This window comes from Microvirga calopogonii, from assembly GCF_003347665.1.
GTDB lineage: Bacteria > Pseudomonadota > Alphaproteobacteria > Rhizobiales > Beijerinckiaceae > Microvirga > Microvirga calopogonii.
Genome location: NZ_QDGA01000006.1, coordinates 65,690 through 81,863 on the forward strand (window position 1 = coordinate 65,690; position 16,174 = coordinate 81,863).

The 16,174-nt window shown below is 58.6% G+C and carries 27 protein-coding genes; 2 read left to right on the forward strand and 25 right to left on the reverse strand.

Annotated features, from left to right (window positions below):
* Positions 1–228: 228 nt before the first annotated feature.
* The 6 genes from DDF70_RS36435 to DDF70_RS08180 form a co-directional block, all read right to left on the reverse strand.
* Positions 229–393: a hypothetical protein gene (locus DDF70_RS36435; RefSeq protein ID WP_162820268.1), complete on the reverse strand. Its 165-nt coding sequence runs from the start codon at positions 391–393 to the stop codon at positions 229–231.
* A 47-nt stretch (positions 394–440) separates the two neighbouring features.
* Positions 441–881: a hypothetical protein gene (locus DDF70_RS08160; RefSeq protein ID WP_114944378.1), complete on the reverse strand. Its 441-nt coding sequence runs from the start codon at positions 879–881 to the stop codon at positions 441–443.
* A gap of 139 nt (positions 882–1,020) precedes the next feature.
* Positions 1,021–1,452 (reverse strand): hypothetical protein, encoded by a 432-nt coding sequence (locus DDF70_RS08165; RefSeq protein ID WP_114944379.1) that lies wholly within the window; start codon positions 1,450–1,452, stop codon positions 1,021–1,023.
* Between the two features lie 12 nt (positions 1,453–1,464).
* Entirely contained in the window at positions 1,465–1,800 is a 336-nt protein-coding gene (locus tag DDF70_RS08170; protein ID WP_114944380.1) for a hypothetical protein, read from the reverse strand.
* 90 nt (positions 1,801–1,890) lie between these two features.
* On the reverse strand, positions 1,891–2,901 hold the full coding sequence (locus DDF70_RS08175) for a hypothetical protein (protein ID WP_162820269.1): 1,011 nt from the start codon (positions 2,899–2,901) through the stop codon (positions 1,891–1,893).
* 237 nt (positions 2,902–3,138) lie between these two features.
* Positions 3,139–3,552 carry a hypothetical protein gene (locus tag DDF70_RS08180; RefSeq protein ID WP_162820270.1) on the reverse strand — a complete coding sequence of 138 codons (414 nt, stop codon included), beginning with the start codon at positions 3,550–3,552 and terminating at the stop codon, positions 3,139–3,141.
* A 236-nt stretch (positions 3,553–3,788) separates the two neighbouring features.
* Here DDF70_RS08180 and DDF70_RS08185 point away from each other — a divergent pair, with 236 nt between their 5' ends.
* On the forward strand, positions 3,789–4,046 hold the full coding sequence (locus DDF70_RS08185) for a hypothetical protein (RefSeq protein ID WP_162820271.1): 258 nt from the start codon (positions 3,789–3,791) through the stop codon (positions 4,044–4,046).
* Between the two features lies 1 nt (position 4,047).
* Here the strand turns inward: DDF70_RS08185 and DDF70_RS08190 are convergent, their stop codons facing one another.
* From DDF70_RS08190 to DDF70_RS08240, 11 genes are all read right to left on the reverse strand, one after another.
* A complete protein-coding gene (locus tag DDF70_RS08190; protein WP_114944384.1) occupies positions 4,048–4,470 on the reverse strand; it encodes a hypothetical protein in 423 nt (140 codons plus the stop codon).
* A 168-nt stretch (positions 4,471–4,638) separates the two neighbouring features.
* Positions 4,639–5,049: a BA14K family protein gene (locus DDF70_RS08195; RefSeq protein ID WP_245435410.1), complete on the reverse strand. Its 411-nt coding sequence runs from the start codon at positions 5,047–5,049 to the stop codon at positions 4,639–4,641.
* Between the two features lie 238 nt (positions 5,050–5,287).
* Positions 5,288–5,707, reverse strand: coding sequence for a BA14K family protein (locus tag DDF70_RS08200; RefSeq protein ID WP_114944385.1), 420 nt, complete (start codon positions 5,705–5,707; stop codon positions 5,288–5,290).
* 47 nt (positions 5,708–5,754) lie between these two features.
* Entirely contained in the window at positions 5,755–5,934 is a 180-nt protein-coding gene (locus tag DDF70_RS36440) for a hypothetical protein (RefSeq protein WP_162820272.1), read from the reverse strand.
* A gap of 88 nt (positions 5,935–6,022) precedes the next feature.
* Positions 6,023–6,310, reverse strand: coding sequence for a hypothetical protein (locus DDF70_RS08205; protein ID WP_162820273.1), 288 nt, complete (start codon positions 6,308–6,310; stop codon positions 6,023–6,025).
* Between the two features lie 71 nt (positions 6,311–6,381).
* Positions 6,382–6,720 carry a hypothetical protein gene (locus tag DDF70_RS08210; protein ID WP_114944387.1) on the reverse strand — a complete coding sequence of 113 codons (339 nt, stop codon included), beginning with the start codon at positions 6,718–6,720 and terminating at the stop codon, positions 6,382–6,384.
* A gap of 712 nt (positions 6,721–7,432) precedes the next feature.
* Complete coding sequence (locus tag DDF70_RS08220; protein ID WP_114944389.1) at positions 7,433–8,074, reverse strand: hypothetical protein; 642 nt, start codon at positions 8,072–8,074, stop codon at positions 7,433–7,435.
* Between the two features lie 37 nt (positions 8,075–8,111).
* Entirely contained in the window at positions 8,112–8,336 is a 225-nt protein-coding gene (locus DDF70_RS08225) for a hypothetical protein (RefSeq protein ID WP_114944390.1), read from the reverse strand.
* A 31-nt stretch (positions 8,337–8,367) separates the two neighbouring features.
* Positions 8,368–8,781 carry a hypothetical protein gene (locus DDF70_RS08230; RefSeq protein WP_114944391.1) on the reverse strand — a complete coding sequence of 138 codons (414 nt, stop codon included), beginning with the start codon at positions 8,779–8,781 and terminating at the stop codon, positions 8,368–8,370.
* 70 nt (positions 8,782–8,851) lie between these two features.
* Entirely contained in the window at positions 8,852–9,043 is a 192-nt protein-coding gene (locus DDF70_RS08235) for a hypothetical protein (RefSeq protein ID WP_114944392.1), read from the reverse strand.
* 12 nt (positions 9,044–9,055) lie between these two features.
* A complete protein-coding gene (locus DDF70_RS08240; RefSeq protein ID WP_114944393.1) occupies positions 9,056–9,457 on the reverse strand; it encodes a hypothetical protein in 402 nt (133 codons plus the stop codon).
* Positions 9,458–9,699: 242 nt separating this feature from the next.
* Here DDF70_RS08240 and DDF70_RS08245 point away from each other — a divergent pair, with 242 nt between their 5' ends.
* On the forward strand, positions 9,700–10,767 hold the full coding sequence (locus DDF70_RS08245; protein ID WP_114944394.1) for a hypothetical protein: 1,068 nt from the start codon (positions 9,700–9,702) through the stop codon (positions 10,765–10,767).
* Here DDF70_RS08245 and DDF70_RS08250 read toward each other — a convergent pair.
* From DDF70_RS08250 to DDF70_RS08295, 8 genes are all read right to left on the reverse strand, one after another.
* Positions 10,742–11,065, reverse strand: a complete 324-nt coding sequence (locus tag DDF70_RS08250; RefSeq protein WP_114944395.1) for a hypothetical protein — start codon at positions 11,063–11,065, stop codon at positions 10,742–10,744. The genes DDF70_RS08245 and DDF70_RS08250 overlap by 26 nt on opposite strands.
* Positions 11,066–11,195: 130 nt before the next feature.
* Positions 11,196–11,612, reverse strand: coding sequence for a hypothetical protein (locus tag DDF70_RS08255; RefSeq protein ID WP_162820274.1), 417 nt, complete (start codon positions 11,610–11,612; stop codon positions 11,196–11,198).
* Between the two features lie 419 nt (positions 11,613–12,031).
* Positions 12,032–12,391, reverse strand: a complete 360-nt coding sequence (locus DDF70_RS08260) for a hypothetical protein (RefSeq protein WP_114944397.1) — start codon at positions 12,389–12,391, stop codon at positions 12,032–12,034.
* Positions 12,392–12,507: 116 nt separating this feature from the next.
* A complete protein-coding gene (locus tag DDF70_RS08265) occupies positions 12,508–13,212 on the reverse strand; it encodes a hypothetical protein (protein WP_162820275.1) in 705 nt (234 codons plus the stop codon).
* Positions 13,213–13,293: 81 nt separating this feature from the next.
* Complete coding sequence (locus tag DDF70_RS08270; protein WP_114944399.1) at positions 13,294–13,506, reverse strand: hypothetical protein; 213 nt, start codon at positions 13,504–13,506, stop codon at positions 13,294–13,296.
* 833 nt (positions 13,507–14,339) lie between these two features.
* Positions 14,340–14,885 carry a hypothetical protein gene (locus tag DDF70_RS08285; RefSeq protein ID WP_114944402.1) on the reverse strand — a complete coding sequence of 182 codons (546 nt, stop codon included), beginning with the start codon at positions 14,883–14,885 and terminating at the stop codon, positions 14,340–14,342.
* 100 nt (positions 14,886–14,985) lie between these two features.
* A complete protein-coding gene (locus DDF70_RS08290) occupies positions 14,986–15,558 on the reverse strand; it encodes a hypothetical protein (protein ID WP_114944403.1) in 573 nt (190 codons plus the stop codon).
* 13 nt (positions 15,559–15,571) lie between these two features.
* Positions 15,572–15,988 (reverse strand): hypothetical protein, encoded by a 417-nt coding sequence (locus DDF70_RS08295; RefSeq protein ID WP_162820276.1) that lies wholly within the window; start codon positions 15,986–15,988, stop codon positions 15,572–15,574.
* Positions 15,989–16,174: the final 186 nt, after the last annotated feature.

Consider the following 16,174-nt stretch of genomic DNA (forward strand, 5'->3'; position numbering starts at 1 on the left):
CTCCTGTTGTCGTGGGTGGAGGCGGGGATTGGGTTCTCAGGCGGCCAGGGCTGCTCGACTGTCCTTCCAGATGTCGCAGTGCGGACCGCAGGCCCGGCAGGGTTGTTTCGGCTGGGCGGTGACCCGGGCGACTTCGGATTCGGCGGCTTCGACTGCAGCCCAGAGGCTCGGATGGTACCGGCTCTCAGGAACCCGACGCGGATGGCAGCCGGTGTTCCAGGAGACTTCTCAGCGTTCCTGCGTGCCCTTGTCCAGAATGAGATCGCTGCGCAGGACGTAGACGATCTGTTCACCTGGCGTACGGCCGCCGAAGTAGGTGTCGTGGCTCATGCCCGTGGACATCCGGTCGGTCCAGATCAGCGGGGCCGGCTTGTTGAGCGATGCGGCAGTCATGCCTGTTCTCCGAAGCTGTGAAATCGTCGCGATGGGAGGTGCGGCCTTCAGGCGGCGATCTGCTCCTCGCAGGGGATGAACACGTAGTTGGCTGTGACCAGGACGCCGTACTGAGCGAGTTCCTCGATGAAGCGATCAAGCCCTTCGGTCTGCTCGGCGGTCGCGGGCGAGGCGATCGGCTCACCGTCTCCATCGAGGGAGTACCAGCTCTCGCCATTGATCTGGTACTCGCGGGTGCCGTGATCGATGTAGAGGGTGTCGATCAGGTGGATCTCGTCCGGGCCTTCCCAGCCAAAGGCGCCCTTGTCCTCGTCCCCGAAGCGGGCCGCGACTGCGATCTCCAGCCGGAGCTTCTTACAGATGTAGGCGAGGTGCTGTGCCAGGCGCTCATGGAGGTCGCGGGCGAAGGCTGTCTTGCAGGCGATAGCCTGGGCCAGAACCTGGATGCGAATGCCGGACAGAACCGTGAATTGCTCGAGGGTGTCCATCGCCTTGCTCCTTTTCGGGGATTTTTTGATCATCTCTTCACATTCCCAATCGAGAATTGAGATGAGCCAGGATCAGGGCGATGGGGTTTGTAAATGTGAGCATGAGGAAACCCGCCCTTTGTGAGGGCGGGTTCGCGGGTCAGGCGGAGAATCCCGGCAGCTCGACATGGTAAGGCGCGGGGTCATTGCAGACGAAGCCGCCACCCGGAAGTTTCCCGTCATCCATGTACCGCTTGTGCTGCCTTTTGCAGCGGTCTTTCAAGGTGCGGCTATAACCGATGGCCCCAAAGAACGAATTTGGATTGTCGTGATCGACCAGCGTGCCATTTGCCTCAAGGAAGGCGTGCTGGACCTCGTGCTTGATCACGTCCCCACCAAAGATCTGCTCATAGATCTTGGCCTCGATGTCAGCCTCGACCTGTTCCTCGTCCTTGGCCGTATAGCCATGGATCAGGCATTGGCGGCGGAAGCTATCGAGGGCTCTTAGCTCCCCGATGGTCTTGGTCTTGATCCGATGCACGGTCCCTTTGGGATCGAGCACATAGTAGGTGGACTTGAAGTGATCGGCCATGGCGGCACTATATCACTGCAATACGGCGGATACGCCCTGGGTCTCCAGCGCCTCAATGACGCGGATAACCCCGTCGAGAATTGCCGTCTGGTCGCTGGTCCAGAATTCAAACATCAGCCAAGTCGAGCTTTCGCCCTGCAGGAACCAGCAGGTATCGACAAAGCGCTTGCCGTCCTCGTGGCGGATGAACCCATGGGGTGCCGCGCCGAGATAGCGAAAGGCAGTGGCGCGGAACGTCTCAACGAAGGCGACATCCTCTTCGTCGCTGTCGTTCATGTGGAGCTCAAGGAGCCAGCCCTTGCCGGGGAAGTCCTTATGGAGCTTCAGGGAGTAGCGGCTCGCGTCCATTGTGAGGATCCTTTCGGGGATTGGTCCGATCATCTGTTCGCGGCAATGATCCCGAAATCGAAAACATCCTCCGGTGCTATGGGAAAGCGATTATCCGGATTGTTTATCGGCGAGGCGCTTGGACTGGATCTCCTTGACGATCATGGGGTGGAGAATCCAACGTCCGGTGCTGGAGACGGGGACAAGGACGCTTTGGCGTGAGAGGGCGGTGGCCCACGCCTGAATTGCGAATTCCGGAAATTCGAATTGGACCGAGCTTTCCCGCAGTACAGCCGCTTGGTCTTCAGAGATCCGGCTAAAACGGAAGTTGATCCAGCCTCGATCCTTAAGTTTCCGGAGCGCCTCCTTGATAGTGATATGGGCGGATCTTCCAACAACAGCCTGTTCAATCACACCGGAGAGGATGGTTGCCTGCCAATCGCGTGGTGGGACCTTGAAACAACCCGATCCGGGGACATCGTGGCCAATCGCCCTCTCCATGCCATCGTTTTCGATACGGCCGACCGCCAAGCACGCATTGCGGGAGGTTCGATGGTTCTCAAGAGCCGCTCGATAGGCTTTCATAAGAGAGGATACCTGCCGGGAGAGCGCGTCGGCTCGCCGGCGCCGACGGGTTTCAAGTTCCCGCTGCCCTTCACGGATTTTCGGATTGTGGAGCCATTTGCGCGGGGCCGAGTTGAGGATGGCGTCTTCGAGCCCTTTCCGCGAGATGTCGCGCGGTAGTTTGGAGAGATCGACCTCAATGGCGCTGATGTCCATATCGGCGATTTGGGCGATCTTGGCAGGCCCGCATTCATGGGTGACAGCAAACTCGACGATCAGGTCCCTGTTTCCCTTTCGAACGATGACGTCGGGAATGATCTCCCCCAGACGGTTCTCCAGGACGGCGGCGTCAAATTCATAGGACTTCCCTTCGAAGCCCACCCACCTCTCGGGACCGTCCCAAAAGTCCAGGGACGGCAGGAAGAGGTGTAGCTTCTGTTCCAGAACCTCCTTGGCGAATTTGTGCAGGGCGGTTTCCGGTCCTGTGTTACAGGGCCGTCCGTCTTCAGAGCCCTGGTGACCGAAATGGTGGTGTTGGACCTCTCCCTTCCGGGCCACGAGGGGAGCCCCGCAGCCGGGACAGGTGCACTCGCAGGCCGTCCCTCGCGGCACCTCCGAGATGTGAGCGATGGAGCCGTCCGGCCTCTGGCCGAGGACGAGGCTTTCCTGCCCGTCATGGCAAGCGAAGCTGCTAAGGAGTGACGCCTCCATCACTGCAACCGTCCGTTTGAATCACTGCGGATCATAACACAGGCTGACCCGGCGGGATCCAGCAGGCAGGCAAGGGCCTGACGATCAATGGTGGGTGGCAGAATAGTGGAACGTCAGTTCAGCATGAGGGCTTTTTGCGGAGTACCCGATGACGTCACATCCGGTCTTGGATCTGACTGGGCCCGGACCGCGAAGGATGATCTGGCTTCCCTGCTCCATACCGATCACCTGGTAGGCGGCAGGGGCACAGCCGGATTTGAAAGCGAACGCGGTGCCGACGATCCGGTTTCCTTCGTAGTCCCCTTCGAAAAGGACTGCTCCCTCCTTGACCCCTGCCGCCGCGAGGCTGGCCTTTGGCTTGGAATAGGTTGCCTTGATTTTATCTCCGACGACAAACCAGTCGATGACCGACAGGTTGTGCTCATAGATATAGAGCTCACCGGCAGAGGTGGGACCTGTCCCAGCTGCGCTCAGAGTGGCACCAAGCAGTGCGCTCATGAGAAGTGGCTTATGGAATTTCGGCAACATAGCAGGTAATCCGGCAGCGGAATTGATCGAGCGTTGGTAGCCCCCATACCAGAATTCAAATGAGAATAGCGATGAGACGTTTTGGAATCCTGGTCGTAGGGTTAGCCGTGTCAGTATCGGCTTATGCGGCCGAACCTACTCCGGCTGAGCGAGGTGAGATTTGTCGTGCCGCTATTGGCGGTGTGATGGGCAGGAAGCCATCCATCATGAAAGCCCAGGCCGATGGCGAAATTTCTGTCATCACCTACAACCGGCCTTCCGATGGCAAGCTTTGGAGCTATCGGTGTCGCCTTGAAGGGAACCGTGTGATCTGGGCCACCGAAACCGGGCGCTGGCGAACCGATCCGCTGGATAGCGTCGTAACATTTGAGGCTCTCGACAAAGGTAAGCGGGTCCGGATCGTCGAGCGGCACGAGGATGGATCTCAAAACGAGTATTCCTATCCCCGGAGCGAGCTGCGCTGAGTTAAGCAGCCTTCAGGACCTTCCCTTCGGCCTCCGCGATCCGAGCCCAGAGGTCGATGTCCGGTTTCGGTGCCTCTTTCGCCGTAATGACGGCGGTACCATCCTGAAGGGCCTCGAAGGTCGTTCCGAGGCTTTCGAGCAGCGCGGGCGTTTTCCAGATCACGGAAATCTCGTCGACGGTCATGTCGCACATGCCGCCGCGGCCGCTGTTGTCGTAGATCATCGTGATCTTCGGCGTCATCAGGATCGAGTAATAGAAGCAGGATCGGATGATGACGTTCGGCTCCTTAGTCCGGCTCGGGTGACCGGCCACGAAGAACGGATCGAACTGGTCGCCATTATAGGCGCGGATCAGGAGGTGACCGACATCCGTCATCGGATCGCTAGGGAGGTCCTGCGGCTGGGAGGCGGGAGCATCGGTCATTTCGAACCTTTCGGGGTTTCTCAAATCATCGGATCGATGGAATGATTTCAGAGGAACTGAAGAAATCCCGGATCGTGATTGGTCGGGTTTCCAGAGGTTTGACGATACGCTCATAAAAAAAGAGGCCCCTGATTGGAGCCTCTTTGCGTTCGTCTGGGACCGAGCCAATCAGTACGTGCAGACGTAGCGATAGCCGTTGTTTGCCATGAACGTTCCCGTGACCGGGTCGTATGACCGGTACTTGCGGGCGCAGTAGGCCGCGAGTTGCGGATCCTGGGTGCCGGGAGGCGGAGGAGGCGCGGCCTGCGCCTGGTTGGCGATCGCGCCAGCGACCAGAGCGCCAGCGGCCAGACCAAGCACGCCAGCAGCAACCGCGCCGCCGTTTCCGCCGTGGCGGTGGTAATAGCGTGGGCCGCCATAGTAGCGCGGATCGCCGTAATACCGGCGGTATTGGGTGTAGCTCTCACCCGGGTACTGCTTGGTGATCTCTGGCATCTTGGCTCGGGGTGCTGCAATCGCCTGAGACACAGGAGCCGCTAAGACAGAGGCGGCGAGAACGAGAGAAGTTAGCTTACGCATGATCGTCTGATTGACCTTTATCAGTGAGGTCCAAACGGGTCCGGCATGGTGACAGCCGTTCCGTCTGGCGCCTCGGTTTATAGGACAGATTATCGGGGGGCGGAAATAAATCGTGGATGAACGAAGCGCCTTCGGGGGATTACAAATTCGTAATCCGGATGATGGCTGGGTTTCTTGACCCGAACATAAAAAAAGAGGCTCGTGTTGAGCCTCTCCCGTGGCGTCAAAGCACCATCGATCAATAGGTGCAGACGAAGCGTTCGCCTGCTCCCGTCAGGTAGGTCCCGGTCATTGGATCGTAGGATCGAAACCGGCGGGCGCAGTAGGCCGCGAGCTGGGGGTCCGTTGTAGCCGGAGGCGGTGGAGCAGACTGGGCTTGCGCTTGGTTGGCGATCGCGCCGACGAGGGCTGCTCCCAGGGCCAATGCCAGGATCCCGGATCCGATGGCGTCGCCGCTGCCCCGCCGATAGTGTCGTGGGCGGTCATAGTGAGGAAGTTCGGCATATTGAGGCCGGTACCCGCGCTCGTAGGCGGAGTATCGATCCCGACCATAGCGGCTGTCAGCATAGGCTCCGGGATATCGGGACTGTGCTGCGGCCTCCGCGAAGGAGATGCCGAGCGTCAGCAGGGCGAGAAACAAGGTCGCGATCTTGCGCATCGAAGTTGCTTTCTATTTCGACGGTGGCGGGCGATGGATGGGGCGGCTCAGTAGTCGTCGCGGCGCTTGGTGGCTGCGCGATTGTAAGCCACGCCCTTACCCTTCTTACGGGTGTCGACAACCTTGTGGGTGCTGCGGCCCTGGCTGCGGGCGTTGGCGAGAGCTGCCTGAACCGGGTTGAAGCGCGCCATTGTCCTGATCCTTTCTGGGGATTTTTCCGAATTCATCGTCACGCTCATGATCCGAAATAAGATTCCGGACATTCCCAGTGCGATGGATCAGACCGGATGCCCCCGAACGCCCGGGTTTGAGCCGCTACAAGCCCGAGTGCGCTTCGCCGTCTTGCGCGATCCAGCGATGGGATACCTGCTCTCTCCCGAGATCGGCCGTGTATTCCACAATTGAGAAAGTCAGGGCGGGGAATTCGCCGGACAGGTTCAGGAGAGTGGGACGGGGGTCTTGGTCGCCTCCCGATAGGGCGACGATGATCTCCTCGGAGCTGTCCTTCTTGATGACAGGAAAGGAACCCAGAAACTGGGATCTGAATTCGCCGATGCTCGCCTGCGGCCCTGTGATCGTCGCCTCAATGATGAATTCGGCCACCAACCGTCCTCCCTTCCTTTAACGGGCAAGTGGCTCCTTGGGGTTTTCCCCCAGCCAGCGCCCGTTACAGGTTAATCGAAGCTGCGGGAGGCTGTGCTGCCGGCGGCGGCTGTTTTCTTGCCCGGCGCTCCTTGGAGGTTCGGGTATTTCGCCTCTGAATATCCGCTGGCGTAAACGCCCCCTGTAGCGATGACGACTCCGATAACAGCCAGCAGGCCCAGCATACTGGCCCATCCTTGCCTTTGGGACTTCCAGAGGGCGACCGCTGCCGGTGTCAGGCACATGCAGAGCAGAATAAGACCGAACATGAAGAACGCATGGAGGTTCGGGGAGTGGTAGATCGCCCCGATATTGAAGTCTCGCGCCTGCGGCGGCTCTCCCAGGAAGAATTGCGACAGGAACGAGAACATCGTTTTCCCCCAATGATCTTGGGGAGCGTCATCCTCCCCTTTTCCCCTGTTGTAGCCCAATCAGACAAATTTCGACAGGACCGGTCAAATTTCCCCAGCTTAGGCGGCCGACCGGGGACGATTCCGATTACCCCTGGCGTAATCGACCCGATGCTGTGGGTGAGCCATTGTTCACATGCCGGTGAAGAGCCGGCGCAATAACGATTTCGTAATCAGGGCCTCAATAGAAACCGCCATCGGCAGACCCCACCTCGGGGTGGCTGTTGGGCTGGGGCTATTCCGCCGCATCGTCGGCACACGTGGAGACGAGGAATGACTTTGGAACAAGGGCCAAGAGGTAGTCAGAGGGCGACGATTTCTCCCTTGGATCTCGAGCAGATCAAGAATGCGGTGAGCGAATTGCGGAATTCGCACCCTAGGAGCGTTCTCGCCGACCTGGTTGAAGAGAGGATCCGGGCGTTGGAGAGTGCCTCCCACCACTTCGTGAGCGACCTCTTCGAGGACTTTCGTATCAGCCGCCCGCTCAACTCTTAGTGACCGGACGGGTTCTCCAAGCACCGGCCTGAGCAGGCGTTATCACCTCGACAATCAGGGCACGGATCATCGTCCTCAGCGATGCCCGTGCCGTTGCATTCGTGACAGCGGGCACCGCTGAGCCAGTCGCGCTCCCCGGTGCCCTCACAGGATGGGCAATCGTCCATGTCTGCTCCGATCAGTGGAACGTGTTGAGATGATCCGTAATTCGCCCGATCCGGCCCGAAATCGAAAGGCAGGCGTTTAATTCGGCGATGATCGGCGGTGTGAGGACCGCGACCGGGATCTCGACCAATTGGAGGGCATTGGCCTTGTCATAGAGACCGGCATAGCGGAACGCCTGGCGATGCTTGTTGAACTGCTCCTGCACCAGTTCGGCCGGCCCATGCTTATGCAGGGTACCGCCCAGGATGCTGTCGGTTTCGAAGAACAGCCCGAGCTTGCCGTCGGCCGGGATCGACAGAACCGTATCGGGCCCTCTCATCAGATAGAGGTTTCCGTCGGTGCCGATGCCGTATTGCAGGGTCTTCCAGGCCCGTTGCAGGACCTCGATCCCGTTCCCGAGATCATAGAAGTCGTTGCCGATCTTCTGTCTCACCATAACCTCGGGCCCGAGATTGCCGGTGTCATCGAGGAGCGACACAAAGGCATCGCCGAACGGCTCATTGACGAGGATGGTCTTGGCCTGGGGCTCAATGAACAGGCCCATATAATCGGTTTCGGTCATGAGCATGAGTTCGCCATAGACCGATACGGCCGTGTCTTTGTCCGGGAACACGAAGCAACGGTGGGTGGCGATCAGGTCGGTGGTAGCCGGCATCGGCACGATCCTTCTCTCGGGAATGGAGTGGGGAGGCTTAGGAGCGGAGGTACGCGGCGTCCTTCGTGACCTTCAGGCGACGTCCCTCTGCCTCGGTCAGGCCGACGAACTCGCGTTCGGAGAAGCTGAGCTCATCCGGGTAGTAGTCGAACAGTCTCACTTCGCGACCGTCGTCGAAGGTGGCGAAGACCTCCGGCAGCGGTCCAAAGCGGTCTCGGGAGATTGGAGTGATGCGGGCGGACACGATCTTGGCTTCAACCATGGCGAAAGCTCCTATGGTTCAGGATGACGAATTAGCCCTGCTTGGGCTCGACGAATTGGATCTGGAATTCCCAGGACGCGACCTCCTGGTTCTGCTGGTTGCGCCAGGTGCGCTTCTTCCAGTAGCCGCGCACCACGACGGTCGTGCCCTGATCCATGGGGGCGAGCATCGCGTCGATCTCGGAGCGCTCCCGGAAGTATGGGACGAAGTAGGTCCCGCTAAAGCCGCGGCCGCGCTCATCGGCGCCGTGGAAGGCGACGATCTTGTCCCCGGATGTCGTGAACCGGTGCATCGGGCACTCACTCAGGGTCACGGTGATCGTGTGCTTGGAGAGTTCCTCCCGCTTCTTGGCATCCTCGGCGATCTGGGCCTGAAGCTCGGCCTCCTCCCGTGCTGCCCGCTCATCCGGGGTGAGAACCTTGATCTTCGAGAAATCGAACGCCATGGCCAGTCCTTTCGGGGATTTTCATCTCAGGGTGTCTGCCCATCTCAGAAGGACAGAAAATTCCCGTGGGTCAGCGGTGTCTGCGGCCCGGATGCCGGATGGCGTGACGGGCTTCCTCGGCCCGGAGGCGGAGGAAGGTTTCGCGAGGTCGGCTTGGCTCATCGCGCAGAGACACGAAGGCTGCAGCCATTCGTGAGGCGATGGTCTCCCGGTGAAGCCGCAGGACCACGACCTGGCGAGGGCGATAGAGGCGAGGGTGCATGATGGCCCTCCCTCAGGCTGCTTCGAGCATGTAGTGCTTGTGGGCGGGCATCACCCGCAACAGGGCCTCCCGAGACAACCGCTGCATGGCCGTGACGGCGGCATTGGGCTTCGCTTCGCCGGCCAGAACACGGTTGAGAGTGTCGATCGTGCCGTGATCGAGTTGCTCGACAATCACGAAAGAGCGGCCCGTGCGCGGTGTCGCCCCGCCGAGCTCGCCATAGAAAGCCTTGAACGAGGCCTCGCGCTCCATCACCATCTCGACCCGTCCGTGCCGGAGGATTTCGACCTGAGTGTCGTCGATGTGTTCCCAGAGAATGCCGAAGGAGGCCTTGCGATCGAGCCAATAGGTCGGCTCACCGTTGACCGACATCATCAGGCCCTGCGGAACGATGTGGTAGCGGAGCTCGGGCATGGACCTCTTCCTTTCTGGGGATTTCATCTCAAAGTTTCCGATGATCTTGGCCACCACTGAGCTTTTCCGACGCAAGATGCGTTAAGTCGTGATACTCGGCTTAGAGTTTCGGAGCCTCCAATTTGCTACGGAGGCAAAATAACGGGAGTGGATCAACCGTGCTGCGTGATTTATGGGGAAATGTCTGCAAGCAGTATGCTGGCATAACAACGAATTTCACTGTCTGGAGGATTTCTCCGGAGATGCTTGATGAGATCGAACGCTTAGCTCTCAACGGAAGTCCGACTGCTCAATCAATTGAGAAGGAATTTAGAGCATTTGTGAATGCGATCACTCTGCAGAACTTCGCGGCGATTGCTCAAGCATATGAAGTTTACTGCGAGGGGGTAGCATGTGTACTGCTTGATAAGCAGGGTATAAAATTTAAACGAACGCCAGGGACTGGGGGGCATAAGCAACAACGCCCAGATCTCGAATGTGAGTTAGACGGAATTAGGTTCTTTGTCGAAGTCAAAGCTCTTGAGGTGCAAGGCGGTAAGTATCACCATCAGGGGATCATGAATGAAGCATTGGAGATCCAAGCTGACCTTGATGAGCGTGCGAAAGAACCTGGTGTCCACGTTGGTGGGGCATTAGAGCTGTCAGGATTTAAGGTTGGTGCCACCCGAGCCGACCGAATTGAGTCTCTAATCGAAAAAATCGAGAATAATGCCAAGTTCGATCAGCTTACTTATGGCCCCACTGTTTTAATGGTCATGCTTGGGAGGTTACCGTCAGACGCAGATGGCCCGTATGCACTTGTGCCTGCTTATATGGATGAAACGAGTTACTCCCCCAATGTCCTTAGTGGAGAGCTCTGGCACGTCGGGTTTGGTCAACCAGGAAACCTTATCCTCGACTGGGTTGAGTTCGAGGGCGCGAAGGCTATAGACCGTCTGTTGAGCAAGGAGGGCGTCCTTCATAGCCGACCGTACCTAGTCGGCGTGGCCTTTGTTTCCCAGGATATCCGGGATGAACACAAGGTTCTCGGACTTTGCCGATCAGTCCCCGATTTCACGCCGATTGACGTAAGCATGAGAATTCCCGATGACCATGCTCAATACATTATGACGGGCGTATGTGATGCTGTGAATGATGAGCTGAATAGCGAGGGCTATAGATTTATCCGGCGAATGCCCAAGGAACGAACGAATGCATTAATTCCACTGGCAGACGAGAGTAAGTCGAAGGTGAGCGCCATTTATCGATTGCTTCACTCATTCTGGACCTGGGTGGCCGCAACTGTCAGGGGTTGGCTCTCAAAGCATTGATGCTAAACAGGTCCGGCTCCGGAAACATCTTCGGGTCGACGTCCCAAACCTCCCCAAGCTCAAGGGTGACGCTCTCTCCCTTGACATTGATTCCGGCAGCCCGGAGCATCTCTTGCACCGTGTTCCCGTCCACTTCGGACACCTGAACCAGGTTGTTGGTCACGTCATGGCTGATCGGGATGATCCCGGTAGGATCGGCCTTGGTAACGGCCATGAAAGCGTCCAGCGCCGTATGGAAGCTCAGAAACGAGAATTGCCGGAACATGCCCATCTCGATTGCTGGGGTCGCTGCTGCCATCGTGTTTCTCCGGGGATTTTGATCTTAATGAACTCGCGATGTCAGATCGGGAGAAAAATGCGAGGTCCCGGGCGGCGGGGTTTATGGTCTCGAGCATGAAAAAAGCCGCCTCCGAGGGCGGCTTCTAATTTCATGCGTACCACCAGCCCTTCGGCTGCCCCTGTTCGTCGGTCCAGATCCGATAATGCGGCCAGGAGCGGGCGAGTTCGATGAAGGCCTCTTTGGGCTTCATGTTGAACTTCTCAGCGTACTGAGCAGTGGAGAAGACCTCGGTGAATGCGAAGGCTCGGCGCTTCTCATAGGGAAGGTGGAGATTTTGACCGCCGTGCTCCTCCGCAAGGGCACGGATTTCGGCATTGGCCTTTTCGGCAAGTGCCCGGATCTGCTTTGCGCGCTTGGCGGCCTCGATGTTCTTCACCTGGGTTTCGCGCTTGCCGTCGCCGTCGCAGGCGAAGCACAGGCCAGGGACGCCGTAGTGGACCCGGATGTGGGTGGTCATTCCCGTACCGGCGCAACGGGTGCATTCGTGGGGAGCCGCCTTTGCCATCACTTAATCCTTTTCGGGGATTTGGATCACATCGAGTTCGATCCCTCCGGGAGGAAAGCGACAGGACGTCCGTCCACAATTTCGAACGCGCTGGGAAGCTAGAAAACTCTTGAACCAGTTAGAAGGGCGCTTATGTTGGTGCTTGTCAGACACGCCGAATAGGCGTGAGACATTACCTCAGGAATGGAAGAGAACCGTTCCTGAGCGCCCGTACCGGCCGGATGGGAAGCTGTAAGAGCTTCAAAGCCGCGACGTTCTCAAACCGGAGCTAGCTCTGCCTTAGGTTTAGCGACCTGTGGCCATGGGTCATTTCATGGATAATTCCAATGGACATGACCGTAGTAGTCGACGTCGCGCAGATTATTTCGGCTGTTGCCGTACTGATCCTCGCGCTTAAGAAGTGAAACCTGCTCTCGGCCTCAGGGCCGGGAGCAATCCGAGCTGACGATTCCTGCCTTCTTCAGCATGGCCTCATAGGAGCAGTCGCCGAACATGGAGACCTCGCCCTGGGGCGGAGCATCGTCCGGTACCGGAAGGACCTCATGTCCTCTGACGAACATCCAATTCCGGAGGCACTTGCCTTTGACCTCAAGCTCGAAGACGAAGACTTCGATCCGGGTCTCGGTAATGGCGGAATCCAGGACCTGCGACCGGGTGAGGCGTCCCGTCATCCCGATGCAGGGACGGTTCCACGTCGTCATCGTGGGATTGCCGATATAGCGGACACGTTTGCCCACGGCGATGGGCTCGCCGGCATTGCCGGGCGTATCATGATGCATGTGTGCACCGTCCTGTAATAGAAAGGTGAGGCGGGGTCAGAGGCGACCCTCATCAGAGACACCCGGAAGCGAGTGAGTGTCTCGGAGGAGGGCCGACTTTCGTCGGCCGACCGTTGTTAGGCTGCCTGCTGGCGCTTACGAGCGAAGTGCCCAGCGATGGCGCGGCGTTCGGCATCGGACCGGACCCGCTTCTTGGGCTTCGAGTCAGGGGCCTTTTCCCGCGGCTTGTACTGGCCGGTCTCGCGGAGCATCTTGAAATACTCCTTCGGCGGCAGCCACGGTCGGTCATACTGCTTCTTGGCAGGAGTGGGCGCAGCGCTCTTAGCCTCGGGCTCATCGAAGAAGGCCGGAACTTCGGAACCGGCAATCTCAGCGTCCTCGATGAGTTCAGCCTCGACGCCGTTGTCGTTGGCGGAGACTGTCAGCATTCCGAGATGCGCCGGCGGAGCCTTGTAGTCCTCGACCTGCATCCAGCAGTCGCCTGCGACATCCAGGTATTCGAGTTCCGAGGCTGGGATCGTGAAGGGTTCGGACGAGTAGGCCATCTCGCGGATCCCGAGATGCTCGACGCCGCCGGTCAGCGACATAATATCGACGATCTCAGAGATGGAGTCGGCGTTAAAGCCGATGATCGTGAAGGGAGCGTCCTCAGCATTGACGTCATCGGCGACGCGGATTGCGTTGAGGTCACGGCCAAAGAGGAAGCCGTCCAGCAGTTCCTCGTTTTCCATGCGGAACAGCTGGCTCTTGAGGCCCTCAACGGCGATCGTAGCCAGGCGCTGCGTCTCGACCAGCGTGTAAATGATCCCAACTGCGTCCATGATCTTCATTCCTTTCGGGGATTTAAAATCATCTTCCTTCGCGAACGGCCCTCGAAAGAGGTTACCGTCAGGGCCCTGTTCTCAGTAACCGAGTGACTGGGCGGTCTCGGCCAGTTCGGCGAGTGGCGCGGTGCTCACGTACTGGTAGACGGCGTCGAGCTGCTCGGCCGTGGCGTCCGGGTGGGAGGTGACGGCGCCGATCCAGCGGGCGATGGACTCAAGCTGAGCGCGGGAGATTTTTTCCATGGGGCGGCCCTCGTCGTTCCGAAGCGGTGAATTGGTCTGATCCGTCATGAGCCGATCTCCTTTTTCGGGGATTTCAGCAATCCGATGATCACTTGCTTGGATTGAGCCAAAACGACACCCATGGGCCATTTTACCCGTAAGGGCCGATTATCCTAGGAGCAAAGGGATGAGGCCTGCTGCTCCTCGTAGAGCTTACCGACATCCTTGATCAGATCGCCCGGGATTCTGAAGATCTCCCTAAGCTGGCGGATGTCGCCCTTTGTGCGCCTCCACTCATTCAGAAGCCGGTGTGGCGGAGCCAGGAGCCCGATGGCAAATTGGTTTGCCTCAATCTGGCATGCTTTTCCGTCCTGTGTGGAAGCGTAGTGCCGGACAATCAGTCCGGCTTTTTCGCCATGCTCCTTCTGCACCATGGGCAGGTGAAGAACCAGGTGCCCGAGGCAGCGGGCGATGTCGAAGTTCGTGCGGGGCTGTTGACGTCGCTCGAGGGGAGGAGAAGGACAAGGAAGTCCTCCTTCCCATAGGCCACTAAGCAGTCACTATGCTCCCGAGGATGACGTCAACGGCCTCGTTCATAAGGGCTGTCTTGCCACCCATGACCGCCAGCAGTGAAGCTGCCGGGGCGCCGACGGTGAATTTCCATTCCTGCCCAAAGGCGCCAGCCTTAGCAAAGATGTCCTCCATAGACAGACGGCAAGGGATGGGATCGTGAGCGTTGCGGGGGAGACGCATTTCCTTACTCTCCGTATGGTCCAGGGCGAAACCAAGCATCCCGATAAACGACTTCCTTCGACGGCCGGTGTTGTAGGGCCGGGTTTCAGAGAATGTCGCTCTTTTAACGAATAGCGAGGGGTGCCGAGTGTCCCGGCACCCCTGTCGGCTCACCTTTGAGCCCCGACCTCGATCACGCGCTGGCAGAGCTTCATCGTGGATTCCCACGTGTGTTTCCCGCTCGCTTCCAGCTTACCGGCGAGATCCTTGTATTGCGCGTCCGTGGCATCTCCAATGCCCCCGTCGATCACACCAAGATAGGCGGCGCCAGGCGTCTTAGGGCCGATCTTCGGACCCTGGTAGGGGTTCAAGATCCCCGCCAGCGCTGAAGTGGCGCGAGCAATGAAACCGACACCGTAGAGCTGACAGCACTGCAGCTCCATGAAGCCGTCCGTTTTTTCACCGGACGCGGTGCGGTCGAGCCAATTGTCGAATTCGCCCCGGCTCCGCAGGGTCTTGCAGCCAGCCTTAATGGCCTTCCTGGCCTTGCCAAGATCGAGCATCGCTGGGTGAGCCGCATGGAGCCCCTCAATCTTCTCGCGGTAGAACTTGCGCTTGTTGTACTCGTTCCACTGGTCGGCGAGGCTTTGGGCGTGCGTGGGGGTGCTCAGAAGGACCAGAACGGTGAGGCTGAGCAGCATGTGCAAGAACTTCATGGGGATTTTCCTTTCCTTTCTCTCGAAGCTGGCACGTCGAAACATGCTTGTTAGTCAGCTTCCAGAAACCCAGGAAACCCGGAAGGCTCGTTTGAACGCGTCAGCTTAGAGAGGTGAGTTCAATCTCGTCGGGTCGTACCCACATCAGGATTTCGGTTTCGCGATGAATGAGGTCGATGCTGTTGTCATAGACTTGCTCGATCTCCATCTCCGTTCCCGACTGGAAGGTTGTCCCCTCCGCGCTTACAGCCTTGGTGAGTTTGACGGCCTGGCCGGGGCGAAATCCGTGGGAGAAAATGTCGCCGGTCAGTGTCATCTGCATGATCGTGTGCTCGATGTTCTTGAGCACAATCGCTCGAGCGATATGAGGGAGCACGCCGGCCCTGTCCGAATGCTGCGGCTTTTCGAGGTCCCGGGCGACCTCCCGGAGGATCGACGCTGCGTCAGGATCGGCGAACGTAGAAAGCGCGGCATCGACCGAACTGGTGAAGTGTTTGATGCCCTTGAAGTCATCCCGGCCGCCGATCTGCAGCTCGATCCATTTCGGCCACGGGAGTGTACGCGCCTCGGGATCGAAGAATTGGAAGATCCTGGCGTCCAGAGCGCGATCGGGACCGCGACCAGCCTTCAGGTCGGCGTGAAGGTTCTTGAGAGCGGAGAGCTTGTCGGCCATCGAAATTCGCCTTTCAGAAGGTGAGAGCGACGCGAAATGGGGCGGTGGAAATCAGGCGGACGCCGTTTCCGACTAGTGCGGCTCGCCTCCACCGACGGTAGCCGTTGCGGCATTGGCGCTTTGTTTCTCCGACGTAGCCGATGGCTTCGAAGAAGGCCTTTGGACTGGGATGTTCCACGATCTTCCCAGAGAACCGCGGGAAGGCTTCGGCAAGTTTCAGGCGCTGTTGTTCATCCGCGGGAAGATCGGAACTCACCTTAGTAAAGTCCTCAATGGTCCCCTGAAACTTCGTCGAGAAACCTGTCGCCGGCCAATGTTTCCTGAAGGACTCCATCGCGCCTATATCTCGATATGTACGGGCTGAAACAGTGTGGATCGATCCGTTCGGATCAATGGAGTGACAGAGATGTTCGAAGGGATTGCTGGACATCGTGCCTCTCTGGTGGATCGATTTTGGGGTTTAAGCCCGGTTGATCTGCGCTCGGATTTCGTAGCGAGCCCAGAAGCTGCGGGAGTGACTAACCGATCTTCAAAAGAAGCGTTGATGACCGACCGGAAAGGAGAATCGTCGATTTACCGGCGGAGTTGGGTGGCCTTAGAAGGGGATCTCTACCTA